The sequence below is a fragment of the Rhodobium gokarnense genome (assembly GCF_025961475.1).
Lineage (GTDB): Bacteria > Pseudomonadota > Alphaproteobacteria > Rhizobiales > Rhodobiaceae > Rhodobium > Rhodobium gokarnense.
The window spans coordinates 140,458-157,752 of the sequence record NZ_JAOQNS010000010.1; the positions used below are offsets into that span (position 1 = coordinate 140,458).

The 17,295-nt window shown below is 67.7% G+C and carries 15 protein-coding genes; all 15 read right to left on the reverse strand.

The genetic code is table 11. From position 1 onward, the window contains the following. Nucleotides 1-208: 208 nt before the first annotated feature. Nucleotides 209-1,939: an OFA family MFS transporter gene (locus M2319_RS16940; RefSeq protein ID WP_264602645.1), complete on the reverse strand. Its 1,731-nt coding sequence runs from the start codon at nucleotides 1,937-1,939 to the stop codon at nucleotides 209-211. Nucleotides 1,940-2,195: 256 nt separating this feature from the next. Beyond that, nucleotides 2,196-4,175, reverse strand: a complete 1,980-nt coding sequence (locus M2319_RS16945) for a sensor histidine kinase (RefSeq protein WP_264602646.1) — start codon at nucleotides 4,173-4,175, stop codon at nucleotides 2,196-2,198. 3 nt (nucleotides 4,176-4,178) lie between these two features. Next, nucleotides 4,179-5,549 (reverse strand): sigma-54-dependent transcriptional regulator, encoded by a 1,371-nt coding sequence (locus tag M2319_RS16950; protein ID WP_264602647.1) that lies wholly within the window; start codon nucleotides 5,547-5,549, stop codon nucleotides 4,179-4,181. 67 nt (nucleotides 5,550-5,616) lie between these two features. Next, complete coding sequence (locus M2319_RS16955; protein ID WP_264602648.1) at nucleotides 5,617-5,835, reverse strand: formate dehydrogenase subunit delta; 219 nt, start codon at nucleotides 5,833-5,835, stop codon at nucleotides 5,617-5,619. After that, nucleotides 5,825-6,661, reverse strand: a complete 837-nt coding sequence (fdhD, locus tag M2319_RS16960) for a formate dehydrogenase accessory sulfurtransferase FdhD (protein ID WP_264602649.1) — start codon at nucleotides 6,659-6,661, stop codon at nucleotides 5,825-5,827. The genes M2319_RS16955 and fdhD overlap by 11 nt, the downstream gene beginning before the upstream one ends. A 4-nt stretch (nucleotides 6,662-6,665) precedes the next feature. After that, nucleotides 6,666-9,548, reverse strand: coding sequence for a formate dehydrogenase subunit alpha (gene fdhF, locus M2319_RS16965; protein ID WP_264602717.1), 2,883 nt, complete (start codon nucleotides 9,546-9,548; stop codon nucleotides 6,666-6,668). An 11-nt stretch (nucleotides 9,549-9,559) separates the two neighbouring features. Beyond that, entirely contained in the window at nucleotides 9,560-11,077 is a 1,518-nt protein-coding gene (locus tag M2319_RS16970) for a formate dehydrogenase beta subunit (RefSeq protein WP_264602650.1), read from the reverse strand. After that, the gene (locus M2319_RS16975; RefSeq protein WP_264602651.1) at nucleotides 11,074-11,550 is read right to left on the reverse strand and encodes a formate dehydrogenase subunit gamma; all 477 of its coding nucleotides are present in this window, start codon (nucleotides 11,548-11,550) and stop codon (nucleotides 11,074-11,076) included. Before M2319_RS16975 ends, M2319_RS16970 begins: the two co-directional genes overlap by 4 nt. Nucleotides 11,551-11,647: 97 nt before the next feature. Beyond that, nucleotides 11,648-12,535 carry a LysR family transcriptional regulator gene (locus tag M2319_RS16980; protein WP_264602652.1) on the reverse strand — a complete coding sequence of 296 codons (888 nt, stop codon included), beginning with the start codon at nucleotides 12,533-12,535 and terminating at the stop codon, nucleotides 11,648-11,650. A gap of 66 nt (nucleotides 12,536-12,601) precedes the next feature. After that, nucleotides 12,602-13,633, reverse strand: a complete 1,032-nt coding sequence (locus M2319_RS16985; RefSeq protein WP_264602653.1) for a sodium:calcium antiporter — start codon at nucleotides 13,631-13,633, stop codon at nucleotides 12,602-12,604. A 70-nt stretch (nucleotides 13,634-13,703) separates the two neighbouring features. Continuing rightward, nucleotides 13,704-14,285 (reverse strand): exopolysaccharide biosynthesis protein, encoded by a 582-nt coding sequence (locus M2319_RS16990; RefSeq protein ID WP_264602654.1) that lies wholly within the window; start codon nucleotides 14,283-14,285, stop codon nucleotides 13,704-13,706. 46 nt (nucleotides 14,286-14,331) lie between these two features. Continuing rightward, the gene (locus M2319_RS16995; protein WP_264602655.1) at nucleotides 14,332-14,586 is read right to left on the reverse strand and encodes a glycine zipper domain-containing protein; all 255 of its coding nucleotides are present in this window, start codon (nucleotides 14,584-14,586) and stop codon (nucleotides 14,332-14,334) included. A gap of 95 nt (nucleotides 14,587-14,681) precedes the next feature. Next, entirely contained in the window at nucleotides 14,682-16,148 is a 1,467-nt protein-coding gene (locus M2319_RS17000) for a cryptochrome/photolyase family protein (protein WP_264602656.1), read from the reverse strand. 163 nt (nucleotides 16,149-16,311) lie between these two features. Beyond that, on the reverse strand, nucleotides 16,312-16,965 hold the full coding sequence (locus tag M2319_RS17005) for a cytochrome b/b6 domain-containing protein (RefSeq protein ID WP_264602657.1): 654 nt from the start codon (nucleotides 16,963-16,965) through the stop codon (nucleotides 16,312-16,314). After that, entirely contained in the window at nucleotides 16,965-17,261 is a 297-nt protein-coding gene (locus M2319_RS17010) for a PepSY domain-containing protein (RefSeq protein ID WP_264602658.1), read from the reverse strand. Before M2319_RS17010 ends, M2319_RS17005 begins: the two co-directional genes overlap by 1 nt. Between the last annotated feature and the right edge of the window lie 34 nt (nucleotides 17,262-17,295).

Genomic DNA, 17,295 nt, shown 5'->3' on the forward strand with positions numbered 1-17,295 from the left:
GGCCGGAACGCGCATTTTTCCTCGGTCTCAAGTGCCTGCCGGTCGAGGTTCCGGCTGCAGCCATCGATATGAGCGTCGCCCAAGACGGCGACGCCGCCGGGAATTGCCCGGCGGCGTCGGATTGCGATCTGGGGCCACCCATGGGGTCGGGAGGTCCGGCCAAACGGGGGGCTTACGGGACGCCTCGCGAGAGGCGCCCCGATTTCGTTCACTCCACCGGGACGGCGGCGAGCTCCGGCTCGTCGTGGTGGTGGTGTTCCTTCACCGGCTTCAGGAACAAATTGGCGAAGAAGGCGACCACCAGCAATGCTGCCATGACATACATGGTCGTGTTGTAGAGGCTCGGCGTCGGATCGATCGTGCCGGCCGGCGCGATTTCCATCAGCTTGGCGATGGTCACCGTCTTGGCCGCGACGAGCTGGTCGAGCTGGGCGATCGGCGCACCGAATTTTTCGGCAAAGGCGGCCGGGTCGACCTTGCTCGCCAGATCCTGGATGGCATTGCCCACCGACATCTGCCGCAGCGAGGTGATGGCCAGCGGCCCGAGCACGCCGGCCGTCGACCACGCCGTCAGCAGACGGCCGTGGATGCCGCCCACATGCATGGTGCCGAACATGTCGGCGAGATAGGCCGGCACGGTGGCGAAGCCGCCGCCATACATGGAGAAGATGACCATGGTCGCGGCGTAGAAGCCGATCAGGTAGATCATCGACGGGTCGGACGCCCCGGCGTCGGCGAAATACGGGATCGACAGGTAGAGCAGGGTGCCGAGGACGAAGAAGCACATATAGGTGGCCTTGCGTCCGATATAGTCCGAGGTCGAGGCCCAGAAGAACCGCCCGACCATATTGAAGACCGAGATCATCAAGACGTAGGTCGAGGCGAAGGCCGCGGTCACGACGAGCGGCATCGTGGTGCCGAAGATCTCCGACATCATGGTCTTGGCGACGCCGATGACGCCGATGCCCGCCGTGACGTTGAAGCACAGCATGATCCAGAGCTGCCAGAACTGCGGCGTCTTCAGCGCCTGGTCGATATGGACGTTGTTCTGGGTGATCATGCCGGAGGCGACCGGCTTCGGCTGCCAGCCTTCCGGCTTCCAGCCCTCGGCCGGGACGCGGTAGCTGAAGGCGGCGATCACCATGACGATGAAATAGACGATGCCGAGGGTCATGAAGGTCATCGCCGCGCCGGTGTTGCCGGTGCCGATGACATAGACGCCGGCCTCGCCGCCGCCCGGAAGGTTTGCCGCCTGCTGGGCCGAGGCGATCACCACCTCGACCTTGCCGGCCGCGGTCGTTGCGAACACCCGGCCGCCCTCGACGACGGTCTCCACGGCCTCGCGGGCGCCGAGATATTCGGGCGCCTTGGCGTAGAGCGCGAGCAGCCAGCCCTTGACCGGGGCGGCGATCATGGCGCCGCCGCCGAAGCCCATGATGGCCATGCCGGTCGCCATGCCGCGCCGGTCCGGGAACCAGCGGATCAGGGTCGAGACCGGCGAGACGTAGCCGAGGCCGAGGCCGCAGCCGCCGAGGACGCCGTAGCCGAGATAGATCAGCCAGAGCTGATGGCTCATGATCCCGAAGGAGCCGATGATGAAGCCGCCGCCCCACAGGAACGCGGCGACGACGCCGACCATGCGCGGGCCGACATCCTCAAGCCATTTGCCGGCGAAGGCCGCGGCAAGGCCGAGGAAGACGATGGCGACGGAGAAGATCCAGACCACCGAACTGAGGTTCCAGTCGTCGGCCGCAGGGGCGACGACGCCGAGTTCGCGGGTCAGGGCGGGGTTGAAGACCGACCAGGCGTAGACCGAGCCGATGCAGAGATGGATTGCGATGGACGCCGGCGGTACGAGCCAGCGATTGAAGCCGGGCCTGGCGACGATGTGTTCCTTGCGCAGGAACCCCGGCGCGCCGCCGGAATGGGCGTTGCTCATGAGCCTTTCCTCCCTTTGTTGGTCGGCAGCTTCTGGCGGGCATCGGCCCGTCGGCTGCCGTGTGCGACAACGTGTCATTGCACGTGTGGGCGGATTCTTGGCCGGACGCAGCTTGATCTGTCAATAAAAATATATAGATAATACAATAACGTAGACGGACAAGATGGCGGAGCGTAACCGCTCTTTCGGCGTCAATTGCGACATCTTGTCCGTCCTGCCTGCAAGATATGCGCGCAAGTGCGACATTTTGTCCAAATCAGGCGTTTTCGCTCTGGGGCAGAAAAATTGTGAAGCGGCTGCCCTTGCCGGGTGTCGAGGCCGCCGTGATGCGTCCGCCGGCGCGCGAGACCAGCGTCTGGCTGATCGACAGGCCGAGCCCGGTGCCCTGGGCCTGCTTGGTGGTGAAGAACGGATCGAAGATGCGCTTCAGCGTGTCGGGCGGCATGCCGACGCCGGTGTCCTCCACGACGATGGCGACGCCGCCGGTGCCGTCCTCGGCGTCACGGACCTGGAGCGTCAGCCGGCCGCCCTCCGGCATGGCGTGGACGGCGTTGAGGATCAGGTTGACGACCACCTGCTGCAGTTCGGTGCGGGCCATCAGCACGGAGCGGCCCGAGGCGAAATCGGTCGCCGTTTCGATCTCGGCCGCCTCGGTCTGGTGGCGGGTCAGCACCAGGCAGTCCTGCACGACTTCTGCCGGCGAGATGACGTTGGCGGCGCCGGAATATTCCGACGGTCGCGCGAACTGCAGGAGCTTGGAGACGATCGAGCCGATGCGGTAGACCTGATCGTCGATCAGGCGGAACTCGGTCTTGACCTTGTCGGTCTCGTCGCCGAGCAGGGTGCGGGCCACTTCCAGATTGCCCTGGATGACGGCGATCGGATTGTTGATCTCGTGGGCGACGCCGGCGGTGATCTCGCCGACGGCCGCGAGCTTTTCCGACATGATCAGCCGCTCGGTCGCCCGCTCCAGCTTGCGGTTGGTTTCCTTGAGGTCCTTGGTGCGCTCTTCGACCTTTTGATTGAGCTGGCCGGCCCAGTCGCGAAGCTGCCGGTCGCGCTCCTGGAGCTGGTCGAGAAGCCCGTCCAGATGCCCCGCCACCCGGGTGATCTCGTTGTCGCCGTCATGCACGTTGTTGCGGGCGTCGAGGTCGCCGGCCTCGACCCGGGCAATGGTCTGGGTCATGCGTTCCAGCGGCAGGAAGATGCGGCCGGCCCAGCGCAGGAAGATCGGTACCGACAGCGCGGCGATCAGCAGGAAGACCAGCGTCAGGGCCAGCACCGAGGTGGTCTTGGCCTGCTGGAACGGGGCTTCCAGGAAGCCGACATAGAGCATGCCGACGCGCTCGCCGCGGCTGTCGACGATCGGCTCGTAGCCGGAGATGTACCAGTCGTTGACGACGAAGGCGCGGTCGAGCCAGACCTTGCCCTCGCCCAGCACCCTTTCGCGCACCGCCGCGGAGACCCGGGTGCCGAGCGCGCGCACGTTCTCGAACAGGCGCACATTGGTGGAGACGCGCACGTCCTCCAGGAACAGCGTCGCGGTGCCCTGGCTGCCCTCCGGCAGGCTGCGCTCGCGGTAGACCAGCGCGTTGATGGTGTCGATGAAGTCGAGGTTGCGGTTGAGGAGGAGCCCGCCGACGAGGGCGGCGCGGCGGCCGTCGGCAAGCGCCACCGGGGCGGCGGAATGGATGACCATGCCGCGGGTCTCCGCCGTGCGGTCGGTCGGGACTGCGGCCCGCGTCTCCACCAGCCGGATCGCGGCGCGCTCGGCGAGCCCCGGCGACAGGGCGTCCAATTCGGCGGGGCCAAAAATGTCGACGACGCTGCGGCGCCGGCCGGCGAGGGCGTCCTGCACCACCGGCCAGGCGCCGACGTCAAAGCCGCCGGGGCCAGAGCGGCCGGTCGTCAGGTAGAGAAAATCGAGGCCGAGGGCCCGGCGCTTCTGCTCGATGAAGGCAGCCCGCGCCGCCGTGTCGTCCAGCACCGCATGGAGCGCCACCGACTGGGCGAGCGCGTCGAGCCGCTCGCCGGAATTCTCCAGGAGCCGACTGAGATACTGGTCGGCGATCGTCAGGTCGCCATTGACCTTGGCGATCAGGATGTCGTCGATCTTGCCGGACCAGCGCAGCATGGTGCTGCCGAGCATCACCGGCAGGAGCACCAGCATCGGCAGCAGGGCGATGACCAGGAGCCGGACCCGGACCGAGCGGAACACCCGCGGCAAGACGGCCATCGCTCAGATGCCCCACGCCGCGCATTTCCGGTCGATGGTCTTGCGCGACACGCCGAGGCGCCGCGCCGCCTCCGACCGGTTGCCGCCGACGGCTTCCAGGGCATGCAGGATCAGGCGGCGCTCGACCTGGTCGAGGGGCTCGATCTGATCGCCGTCCTGGGACACCGGCGCCAGCGTTTCCAGCGGGAAGCGGCCGAAGATCAGCGAGCGCTCGATGAAGTTGCGCAGTTCGCGGATGTTGCCGGGCCAGTCGTAGCGCAGCATGGTCGCGCGGGCTGCGGCATCGATCTCAAGCGGCGGCAGGCCGAGCCGGGCGGCGATCTCGGTCAGGAACAGCTCGGCCAACTCGATGACGTCGGTCTCGCGCTTGGCGAGCGGTGGCATACGGATCTCCACGACGTTGATGCGGAACAGGAGGTCCTCCCGGAACCGGCCCTCGGCGACCTCCTGTTCCAGCGATTTGCTGGTGGCGAGCACGAAGCGCAGGTCGAGCTGGATGGTGCGCTCGGTCCCGACCGGCCGGACGATGCCGTCGTCGAGCACGCGCAGGAGCGCCGACTGCGCCGAGGCGTCGAGCTCGGTCACCTCGTCGAGAAACACCGTGCCGCCCTGGGCCGACGGCAGCAGCCCCTCGCGCAGCCCCTTTGCCCCCAGAAAGGCGCCGGGGACATGGCCGAACAGCTCGATCTCGATCATGTCGGAGGGGATCGCCGCGCAGTTGATCGGCACGAACGGCATGCCGGCGCGGTTGGAGGCCGCGTGCAGGTGCCGCGCCGCAACCTCCTTGCCGGTGCCCGAGGCGCCGGTGATCAGCACGGGCGTGGTCACGTCCTTGATGCGGGAAAGCGTCTCGCGCACGGCACCGATGGCCGGCGAACTGCCGATCAACTGGTGCCGGCGGCGGCGTCCGATATCGGCGCTTTCCAATTCACGCCGCAGCAGCATGTTCTCGCGGCGAAGCTGTGCCATCTGGATGCAGCGGCGCACCGCGTTGAGGAGCTGGTTGGAGCGGAATGGTTTTAGGACGAAGTCGGCGGCGCCGGCCCGCATCGCCTCGATCGCCGTTTCCAGGTCGGCGAAGGCGGTGACCATGATGGTGTCGGTGAAGCCGCCCTTTGAGCGCTGCTCGGCCAGCCAGTCGATGCCCTTGCGGCCGGGCATCATGTTGTCGAGGATCATGACGTCGAAATGCCGCTCGGCAAGCAGCGCGCCCGCCGCCTCGGCCTCGGCGGCTTCGGCCACGAACTGGCAGTAGGGCGCCAGCGTCTTGACGAGGAAATTGCGCATCCCCGGCTCGTCATCGACGACGAGGACGCTCGCCTGCTCCAACCTGTCGGTGAGCTGGGTCCTGGTATCGGTCCGGGTGTCCCTCACTTGTACGGGTTCCTGTTTCCTCCGCCGCCATATTGGCGGAAGAGGGGACTGGATACAGCCCCTTTTCTCAAGCGGCGGGAACCCGCACCTTTTCCATGGCCTGAAGCACCAGCGGGTCGAGGCCCTGGCCGCCGGCATCGACATAGGCGCCAAGCTGGGAGCGCATGCGCGGCTCCCAGAAGTCGTTAATATGGGCGGCGACCTTTTCCGCCCGGTCGGCATTCGGCTGGCTGTTGAAGAAGCCGGCGATCTGGTTGGCCATGTGGACCATCTTTTCAGGCGACATCGGGGTCTCCGTCGACAATGCGCTCCGGCGCGGCATAAAGGTCGAAGCCGCCGCCACGGGCAAAGGCGGCAAGGGTCAGGCCGGCGTCCTCGGCCAGCTTCAAGGCGCGGGCCGTCGGTGCGGAGGCGGCGATGAGCACGGGCGTCCCGGCGACGACCGTCTTCTGCACCATCTCCACCGAGACCCGGCTGGTCAGCACCACGGCGCCGGTGCCGGCATCGATGCCGGCGGTGATGAGCGCGCCGATCAGCTTGTCGAGGGCGTTGTGGCGGCCGACATCCTCGCGGGCAAGGACGATGCCCTTGCCCGGAAGCAGGAACCCGGCGGCATGGACCGCACGAGTCTGGTCGTGGAGCGGCTGCAGGTCGCGTAGCGCCTCCGTAGCCTCAGCCACTTCGGCGGCGGAAAAGACCGGGCCGCCTTCGGGCAGCACAGGGAGCGGGCGCAGGGCCTCTTCCAGGCTGTCGATGCCGCAAAGGCCGCAGCCGATCGGCCCGGTCATCGCCCGGCGGCGCGCCTTCAAGGCCTTGGAGCGGTCCGCGGCGAGCCAGAACCGGGCTTCCAGGCCGTTGTCGTGCTCCAGCACCGTCAGTTCGGCGATCTGGTCCCGCGTCTCGACGATCCCTTCGGACAGGGCAAAGCCGAGAGCAAAATCCTCGATGTCGGCCGGGGTCGCCATCAGGACGGCGTAGGTGGTGCCGTCGAAGACCATGGCGACCGGCTCCTCGTCCGGCAGGCTGCGCATCACGCCGCGCCTTGCGGTCGGCTGCACGGCGATGCCGGGGAGGCTGCGGGCAGCATGGCTGCGGGTTGCGCGGGCTGCCATTCAGCTACTCCGCCGCGTGGACGATGCGGCGCGCGCGTTCCGCCTGTGCCGCATAGTCCTCCTGCCAGTCGCTGGGGCCGTTGGACGGCGCGACCTGCACCGCCGTCACCTTGTATTCCGGGCAGTTGGTGGCCCAGTCGGAGAAGTCGGTGGTGACGACGTTCGCCTGGGTGTCCGGGTGGTGGAAGGTTGTGTAGACGACGCCGGGGCTGACCCGGTCGGTGATCTTGGCCTTGAGGGTCGTCTCGCCGGAGCGGGAGGCGAGCCGCACCCAGTCGCCCTCGGCAACGCCGCGCTGCTCCGCATCGTGCGGATGGATCTCCAGGACGTCCGCCTCGTGCCAGACGACATTGTCGGTGCGCCGCGTCTGGGCGCCGACATTGTACTGGGAGAGGATGCGGCCTGTCGTCAGCAGGAGCGGGAAGCGCGGGCCGGTCTTTTCGTCCGTCGCCAGATATTCGGTGACGATGAACCGCCCCTTGCCGCGGACGAACCCGTCCACATGCATCAGCGGCGTGCCCTCCGGTGTCTTGTCGTTGCAGGGCCATTGCACCGAGCCCTTTTCCTCCAGGAGGTCGTAGGTGACGCCGGCGAAGGACGGGGTCGTCGCTGCGATCTCGGCCATGATCTCGGCCGGGTGCTGGTAGGTCCAGCCGGCACCCATGGCATTCGCCAGCAACTGGGTGACCTCCCAATCGGCATAGCCGTTCTTCGGCGCCATGACCTTGCGCACGCGGTTGATGCGGCGTTCGGCGTTGGTGAAGGTGCCGTCCTTTTCCAGGAAGGTGGAGCCCGGCAGGAAGACGTGGGCGTAGTTGGCGGTTTCGTTCAGGAACAGGTCGTGGACGATGACGCACTCCATCGCCGCAAGGCCCGCCGCGACGTGGTGGGTGTCCGGGTCTGACTGCAGGATATCCTCGCCCTGGCAGTAGAGGCCCTTGAAGGAGCCGTCGACGGCGGCGTCCAGCATGTTGGGAATGCGGAGGCCCGGCTCGGGGTCGATCTCAACGCCCCAGGCGTCCTCGAAGATTTTTCGGACCTCGGGCAGCTTGACGTGGCGGTAGCCGGGAAGCTCGTGCGGGAAGGAGCCCATGTCGCAGCTCCCTTGCACGTTGTTCTGGCCGCGCAGCGGGTTCACGCCGACGCCCTTGCGGCCGACATTGCCGGTCAGCATGGCGAGGTTGGCGATGCCCATGACGGTGGTGGAGCCCTGGCTGTGTTCCGTGACGCCGAGGCCGTAATAGATGGCGCCGTTGCCGCCGGTGGCGAACAGGCGTGCCGCGCCGCGGATTTCGGCCGCCGGCACGCCGGTCAGCGCTTCGGTCGCCTCCGGGCTGTGGCGCTCTTCGGAGACGAAGGCGGCGTAGTCCTGGAACTCGTCCCAGTCGCAGCGCTCGCGGATATAGGTCTCGTCAAAGAGGCCCTCGGTGACGATGACATGGGCGAGGGCCGTGACCACCGCGACATTGGTGCCGGGGCGGAGCGCCAGGTGGTGCGACGCCCTGATGTGCGGCGAGCGCACGAGGTCGATGCGGCGCGGATCGATGACGATCAGCCTGGCGCCCTGGCGCAGGCGCTTCTTCAGCCGCGAGGCGAAGACCGGGTGGCCGTCGGTCGGGTTGGCGCCGATGACGATGACGACGTCGGAGGCCTCGACGCTGTCGAAATCCTGGGTGCCGGCGCTGGTGCCGAAGGTCTGGCCGAGGCCGTAGCCGGTGGGCGAATGGCAGACGCGGGCGCAGGTGTCGGTGTTGTTGTTGCCGAAGACCGCGCGGGCCAGCTTCTGAACGAGGAAGGTCTCCTCGTTGGTGCAGCGGCTCGACGTGATGACGCCGATGGACTTCTGGCCGTGGCGCTCCTGGAGCTTGCGCAGTCGGGCGGCGGCAAAGCCGATAGCCTCCTGCCAGGAGACCTCGCGCCAGGGCTCGTCGATGGTGTCGCGGATCATCGGGTTGAGGATGCGGTCGCGGTGGTTGGCGTAGCCCCAGGCGAAGCGCCCCTTGACGCAGCTATGGCCGCGATTGGCCTTGCCGTCGCGATAGGGGACCATGCGGACCAGTTCGTCGCCATTGAGCTCGGCCTTGAAGGAGCAGCCGACGCCGCAATAGGCGCAGGTGGTGACGACCGCGCGCTCCGGCGTGCCGAGTTCGGCGACCGATTTTTCCTGCAGGGTCGCGGTCGGGCAGGCCTGGACGCAGGCGCCGCAACTGACGCAGTCCGACGACAGGAAGTCATCGCTGCCCATGCCCGGCGAGACCCGGCTGTCGAAGCCCTTGCCCGCGATGGTCAGCGCGAAGGTGCCCTGCACTTCCTCGCAGGCGCGCACGCAGCGCGAGCAGACGATGCATTTGGACGGGTCGTAGGTGAAATAGGGGTTCGATTCGTCCTTGGGGATGTAGAGCGCGTTGGCCTCGCCGGAGGCCTCGCGCGGCGTGAAGTGGTTGGAAAGGCCGTTGCCATTGGCCGGCTTGTAGCGGACCTCGCGCAGGCCCACCATTCCGGCCATGTCCTGCAATTCGCAGTCATTGTTGGCGGAGCAGGTGAGGCAATCGAGCGGGTGGTCGGAGATGTAGAGCTCCATCACCCCTTTGCGGATCTTCTTCAGCTTGTCCGTCTGGGTGCGCACGACCATGCCCTCGGCGACGGGGGTCGTACAGGACGACGGCGTGCCGCGCTTGCCCTCGATCTCCACGACGCAGAGCCGGCAGGAGCCGAAGGCCTCGATGGAGTCCGTGGCGCAGAGCTTGGGGATCTGGATGCCGCCTTCGGCGGCGGCGCGCAGCACGCTGGTGCCCTTCGGCACGGTGATCTCGAAGCCGTCGATGGTGACGGTCACCGGGGCGCCGTGCCGCTCCGGCGTGCTCATGTCGCGGTCGCTGGGGAGCATGGTCGGGTTGGTCATTCTGCGGCCTCCCGTGCCGGTGCGAAGTCGTCTGGGAAATGGGTGAGGGCGGACATCACCGGGAACGGCGTGAAGCCGCCGAGCGCGCAGAGCGAGCCGCCGCGCATGGTCTCGCAGAGGTCGGCGAGGAGGGCCGGCGCGTCCGGGTCGCCATGGGCGATGCGGTCGATGGTCTCGACGCCCCTGACCGCGCCGATGCGGCAGGGCGTGCACTTGCCGCAGCTCTCGATGGCGCAGAACTCCATGGCGAAGCGGGCCATCTGCAGCATGTCGACCGTGTCGTCGAAGACGACGATGCCGGCATGGCCGATGAGGCCGCCCTGGCCGTCGAATTCCTCATAGCCGAAGGGCGTGTCGAATTTCTCCGGCGGCATATAGGCGCCGAGGGGGCCGCCGACCTGCACGGCCTTGACCGGCCGGCCGGAGGCGGTACCGCCGGCGATCTCGTTGACGAGTTCGCCGAGCGGCATGCCGAAGGCGGTCTCGAACAGGCCGCCATATTTGACGTTGCCGGCGATCTGGATCGGCATCGTGCCCTTGGAGCGGCCGAGGCCGAAATCGGCGTAGTGCTCGGCGCCCTTTTCAAAGATCGCCGGGATGGTGGCGAGCGACAGGAGGTTGTTGACGACGGTCGGCCGGTTGAAGAGCCCGCGATAGGCCGGCAGCGGCGGCTTTGCCCGAACGACGCCGCGCTTTCCTTCCAGGGAGTTCATCAGCGAGGTTTCCTCGCCGCAGACATAGGCGCCGGCGCCGATGCGCAGCTCCAGATCGAAGCGGCGGTCGGAGCCGAGCACGTCCGGGCCGATGAGGCCGCGCTCAAGGGCGATCCCGATGGCCTCGGCAAAGACCGCGTTGGCGTCGGGATATTCGGAGCGGCTGTAGACGTAGCCCTTGGTGGCGCCGACGCCGAGGCCGGCGATCACCATGCCCTCGATGAGGACGAAGGGATCGCCTTCCATGATCATGCGGTCGGCGAAGGTGCCGCTGTCGCCCTCGTCGGCGTTGCAGATGATGTATTTCTGGGCGCCCTTGGCGTGGAGGACCGTTTCCCACTTGATACCGGTCGGGAAACCGGCGCCGCCGCGGCCGCGCAGGCCCGAGGTCTTCACTTCCTCGACGATGTTCTCGGAGGTCATTTGAATCGCGCGCCGGAGGCCGGCGAGGCCGCCATGGGCCTCATAATCATCGATGTTCAGCGGATCGATCAGGCCGCAGCGGGCGAAGGTGAGCCGGGTCTGGCGGGCAAAGAAGGGGATTTTCTCAACGTCACCGAGGGTCTCGAGCGTGCCATCGAAAAGGGCGGGGACGTCGTCGACGGTGAGCGGGCCGTAGCCGCGCCGGCCGTCCGCGTCCTCGATTTCGACCAGCGGCTCAAGCCAAACCATACCGCGGGTGCCGTTGCGCACGATCTCCACGTCGAGGCCGCGGGCGTCGGCTTCTGCACGGATGGCGGCGGCGACGTCGTCGGCGCCGAGCGCCTTGGCGGCGGCGTCAAGGGGAACGTAGATCCTCATGCGCCGGCCTCCGAAAGGAGCTTGTCCATGCGGGCATCGTCGACGCGGCCGACGACCGTCCCGTCGACCATCGCCGCCGGGCCGCAGGCGCACAGGCCCAGACAATAGACCGGCTCGACGGTGACGGCGCCGTTCGCCGTCGTGCCGTTCCAGTCGATGCCGAGCTTCTTCAGGGTGCGTTCGGCGATCGCCGTGCCGCCGGAGGCCTGGCAAGCCTCGGCGCGGCAGATTTTCAAGACGTGCCGGCCGGCCGGGGCGTGGCGGAAGTCGTGGTAGAAGGAGACGACGCCGTGGACCTCGGCGGCCGTCAGGTTCAGCGCATCGGCGATCAGCGGCAGCGCCATTTCCGGCACGTAGCCGTACTCCGCCTGGATGGCGTGGACGATGGGCAGCATCGGGCCTTCCAGATGAAGGCGGGCGTCGATCAAAGATCGAATGCCCTCAGCCGACGGCTGCGGGTGCTCCTCGGACATGTTCGTCTCCCGATTGTCTTTTGCGACAATTTGCCCGATCAATTATTTGAATATCAATATCTGAATTCCGTCAGTCGATAGAAAATCTCTATCAACATCACGCCGGATCGGCGATCGAGCGGGCCATTTTCTGCAGCGCTTCGAACACCGGCGTATAGGGTTCGTGGTGCAGGGCGATGAGGCCGACGGTCGGCACGAAGCCTCCGTCGGCGACCGGGACGAGCGCAAGGTCGCGGCCGACGGCGAGGAACCGGGCGAGGTCGGTCGGCAGGATCGTGGCAAAGCCGCCCTCGACCACATGGCTGACCAGCACGATGGTGGAGTTGGATTCCACCAGCGCGGCGGGCGTGACGCCGGCCTCCATGAAATTGCGGTTGATGATGCGCCGGTTCTGCATGTCGGGCGTCAGGAGGCACAGCCGGACGCCGGCAAGGTCGCCCCAGGTGATGTGCCGGCGGACGGCGAGGGCATGGTCCTTCGGGCAGATGAGCACGTAGCGCTCGCGGTAGAGCGGGGCGGCGGCGACGCGGCCAAGCGGCTCGTTGTCGAGATAGGTGATGCCGGCGTCGATATCGAGGTTTTCCAGCATCGCCAGGATGTCGATGGAGGAGCGCGACAGCACGGTGAAGCTGACATTGGGGTGGGCTTCGGTGAAGCGGGAGGTCAGCCGGGCGGCCCAGGTCAGCGCCGTCGGGATGGCGGCAAGGCGCAGATGGCCGGAGAGCCCTTCCTTGGAGAACCGCATCTCGTCGCGCAGGCGCCGTGAGTCGCCGACGATCTGGCGTGCCCAGACGAGGGCGCGCTGGCCCTCCGGCGTCAGCCCGCCGAAGCGCGAGCCGCGCTGCACCAGCTTGACGCCGAGCTGCTCCTCAAGCTGGCGGATGCCGGCCGACAGCGTCGGCTGGGTGATGCCGAGGCTGTGGGCGGCGCGGCCGAAATGTTGCTCCTTGGCGAGCGCGAGCAGCATTTCCAGCTTGGCGAGCATAGCGGATCCCTATCGAAAGCATTTCGATCAATAGCGGAAACGAATGGGATCGGAAACGGGAGAGAGCTACCCCCACAGCGCCTGGAGGCCGATGGCGGCGCCGAAGATGAGGAAGAGCAACAGGCTTTCAAAGCCGATGCGGGCGGTGCCCTCCTTCTGGCGCAACAACAGGCCGAGGAGCAGGACGCCGGTCATGACGAGGCCGACGGCGTTCCAGAAGAAGTCCGTTTTGCCGACGGCATGGTAGATGGAGCCTTCGCGGTAGCCGGCGTCGGAGATCGTCAGGAACAGGGTGTCGAAGCTGTTGCCGCCGATGATGCCGCCGACGGCAAGCTGCAGGGCGCCGCGGCGCACGGCCGCCAGCGTCGTCACCAGCTCCGGCAGGGACGTGATGACCGCCGTCATCAGCGCGCCGACGAGGGTCTCGGACAGGCCGAGCCGGTCGGAGAGTGCGACGCCGCAGCGGGCGATGGTCCAGCCGGCGCCGGCGAGGAAGACGACGAGGACAGCGAAGGTGACAATGAGGCCGACCGGGCTCTTCCTGGCGTCGTCCTCGTCCTCGGGTGTGTCCAGCCGGGTCTCGTCGGTGGAGATCGGCTGCCACATCGGGAATTCGCGCACGCGCCGCGTTGCGACGATGCCGGCGACATAGATCGCCGGGATCGCGAAGGACAGCGGATGGATGGCGAAGAGGGTGACTTCGGGCGTCGTGGAGGCCAGGAACGGGATGGCCAGCAGCACGATCAGCAGCCCGCACTGGAAGACGTTGGCCAGTTCCGCCGCCGCGTGCTCCAGGTTGGCGCGGCGATAGACGAGGTCGGCGATGGCCAGAAAGGCGGTCTGGGCGGCGATGCCGCCGATGCCGTTGGCAAAGGCGAGCGACGCATGGCCGTTGAGCGCCGATGTCAGCGACACGACGGCGCCGGAGAGCGAGGTCGCGGCGCCCAGAAGAACGCCGCCGATCAGCGCCTCGCCGAGGCCGGTGCGGTCGGCGATGCGGTCGGCAAGGGTCGTCATGCGCAGGCCGCACAACAAAATGACCGCTGCGGCAGCGGCCATGATGGCGGCGATCGCGGGGGTGTTGAGGTCGGTCAGCATCGGTGCCTTCCGGCGTTTGCGGTTTTTTTGTCCGGTCGGCGGCTTGCACCGGCCTCCCGCGCGCTGCGGTTCAGGCTACCACATTGAGGGCCAGCGTCGCCGCGGCTGCGACAAAGGCGAGCCCGGCAGCGGCCAGCAGGCCGTCGCGGACGACAAGCGCCGTTGCGAAGAATGCGACGGCCGTCACCATGATGGAGGAGGTGAAGGGAATCACCTCCAGGAACGGCATGACCAGGCCGCAGCCGAGGCACGCCGCCTGCAATAGCGAGCGTGCCGGCGGCCGCACCAGAAGGCCGAGGCGTTCCCTGGTGTGGCGGTCGACGAACCGCGCCGGGCGCCGGAGAAATCCGATCGCCTTCTCAAGTTTGGCGCTGTCGATGCTGCGGCGCAGGAGAAAATCCGGCAGCCACAGGCTTTCGCGGCCGATCAGCATCTGCAGGGAGACGAGGGCGATCGTCAGCCCGAAAAAGCTGGAGGCGCCCGGAACGCCGCTGAGCGGCGTGATCGCGAGCAGCGCCGGCAGCAGGATCAGGGCGCTGTGCGAGGCCGCGCCGAGGGATTCGACCGTGTCCTTGACGGACACTTCCCCCTCCGACGCGACCTCGCAGGTCCGGTCGAGCACGGCCGTGATGGAATGGGCGGCGTCGCTCACGGCCCGCTTCCCTGCTCGGCGTTTTCCTGGCTATGCGGCGCGGCGATCAGTAGTCGCAGCGGGCGCGGTAGCGGCGGCCGTAACGGTCGCGGTAGTAGCACCAGCCCGGCTCGGCGGCACGGCCGATGAGACCGCCGGCAACGGCACCGATGGCACCGCCGGCGACGGCGCCGCCCATGGTTCCACTGGTCGCGGCGCCGATCGCGGCGCCCGAGGCGCCGCCGATGACGGCACCCTGTTCGGTCGTCGTGCAGCCGGCGATCATCAGCGCGGCAAGGGCAGGCAGGATCACTTTCTTCATGGAATTGCTCCTCCGGTTGTCGCAAGAGCAATTCGCGGCGGCGAAAAAAGTTTCATGCCGGGTGCGATTCTTTCGCCGACAGGGTTACCGCGCGGTCAGTCGTTACCGTCCTTCATGCGGCGATAGCGCTCCAGCGCCCGCTTGCGGGCCGTTGCGTGGTCGACGATGGGGTGGGGGTAGTCGCGGCCGAGTTCGATGCCCGCCTCTTTCAGCTCCATCGGCTTGGCGGTCCAGGGGGCGTGGACGGCGTTGGCAGGAAGGTCCTTCAACTCCGGTACCCAGCGGCGGACATACTCCCCGTCCGGGTCGAACTTCTCGCCCTGCAGGACCGGGTTGAAGACCCGGAAATAGGGCGCGGCGTCGGCGCCGGAGCCGGCGACCCACTGCCAGCTCGCCGTATTGTTGGCGAGGTCGGCATCGACGAGGGTGTCCCAGAACCAGACTTCGCCCTCGCGCCAGTGGACGAGGAGATCCTTGACGAGAAAGGAAGCGACGATCATGCGCACGCGGTTGTGCATCCAGCCGGTCGCCCAGAGCTCGCGCATGCCGGCATCGACGATCGGATAGCCGGTCATGCCCTGTTGCCAGGCCTTCAGGCCGCCGTCGTCGTCCTTCCATTCGAAATCGGAAAATTCCGGGCGGAGCGGCTCTTCCGGCAGGGTCGGAAAGTGAAACAGCAGGTGCCAGGAGAATTCACGCCAGGCGATCTCCGACAGAAATGTCTCGACGCCCTTCGGCGTCGGCTGGCCGGTCGCCGACATGCCGGCGGCGATCGCCGCGTGCCAGATCTGGCGCGGGCCGACCTCGCCGAAATGGAGGTGGGGGGAAAGACGCGAGGTGCCGGCCTTTGCCGGCAGGTTCCGCTTGTCGGCATAGGCCATGACGGCCTCGTCGACGAAGGTGGCGAGGCGTTCGCGGGCTCCCTTTTCCCCCGGTGTCCAGGCTTCGCGCAGGCCGCCGGCCCAATCGGGTTTTTCGGGAAGCAGCTTCCAGTCGTCGAGGTTTTCCGTCTTGGGGAAGGCGTCGGGTGCGGGGATGCCGTCCGGTGCCGCTTCGGGTCTTTCGGGGTCGCCGAGGCCGCGCAGCGCCTTCCAGAACGGCGTGAAGACCTTGTAGGGTCCGCCGTCCTTGGTCTCGATCTCCCAGGGTTCGCAGAGGAGGGCGGCGTTGAAGCTTTTCGCCTCGATGCCGCGCTCCTTCAGGGAGGTCTTGATGGCCTCGTCGCGGCGGGTCGCCCAGGGCTCGTAGCGGCGGTTCCAGAAGACGACCTCGGCTCCGGTCTCCTTGAGTAGGTCGTCGATCGCGTCGGCTGCGTTGCCGGACCTCAGGATCAGCCGGCTGCCGCGGCCCGACAGGTCCTCGGCGAGGGCTTTCAGCGATCCGTGGAGCCACCAGCGCGAGGCGCCGCCGGGCGCGCGGTCCCCGGCATCCTCGTCATCGCGGATGAAGACCGGCACGACGGGGCGGCCGGTGGAGACCGCAGCGGTGAGCGCCGGGTTGTCGGAAAGGCGCAGGTCGCGGCGGAACCAGAGGAGGACGGGGGCACCGGTGTCGGCGGGCATGGATCACCTTCGAAGGGCCGGGGAGGGAAGGGCGTTGTCGTTCTTTCGCGTACGAGACGCAACGCCTGGCGGACCACCGACGGTTCCGGACGGCTGCCCCAAAAGCATACGGGGCCGCGGATGTTCGCGACCCCGATCTGTGCCGGATCTCGTTGTTCTGGCGTCAGGCCCGCTTGGCGCCGGTCACCATCGCCCGGGCCAGGTTCTCCCGGTGGGCGTAGCTGGCAAAGAAGACGCCGGCGATGTGCAGGAGGATGAGGGCGAGCGTCAGATTGGCGGCGATCTCGTGAGTCTCCGCCCAGAACCCTTCTTCCTCGTCGCCTTCCCCGTGCTCGCGGCCCTCGCCGTATTCCTCGTGGTCTTCCCGTTCGCCGTGGACGCGTAGTCCCTGGCCCTCGGGTGCGGCGGCAACGATGCCGGCGAGCGGGCCGCGGCCTTCCTCGGCGGCAAGGCGCCCCATGCCCGACACCGCGGTGACGGCGAGGCAGAGGAGGAGGGCGACGGTCATCGCCCCGCCGGCCGGGCTGTGGCCGATGTGGCGCTCGGCCTTGCCGGAGACGAGGCCCTTCAGATAGGCGACGACGCGCCCCGGGCCGGTGACGAAGTCTGAAAACCGCGCCCGCTTCGGCCCGACGAACCCCCAGACAATGCGCAGCAGCACCGTCGCGGCGATGGCGTAGCCGGCCCAGGTGTGCAGCCATTCCGGCTCGCCCTCGGTGAGATAGGCGGTGGCGAAGGCCGCCACCAGGACCCAGTGGCCGATGCGGATGAGGGGATCCCAGACCCGGATCGTGCCGTTGCTTCCGGTCGCGGCCATCAGTCGTCGTCGCCCCGGCGCTGCATCGGCTCACCGGTCATCGGGTCGAGATAGGCCTTGACGCGCATGCCGTCGGCGCTGGTCATCTCCACCTCGTAGCCGTGGCGCTCGGCTTCGATCTCGCTGACCGTGTAACCCTTCGCCTTCAGCTTTGCGGCGATAGCATCGACGCTCATCCACTCCGCGCGCGGCGTGGACGCGGCCATCTCGTCGCCGTCGTCGGAGGCCTCGGCGCTGGCGGCCGCAAGGCCGGTGGCGGCGGCAAGGGCGAGGGGCAGAACAAACTTGCGGATCATGTCGGTCTCCTTTTCATGCCGTTGCAGCGGCGGT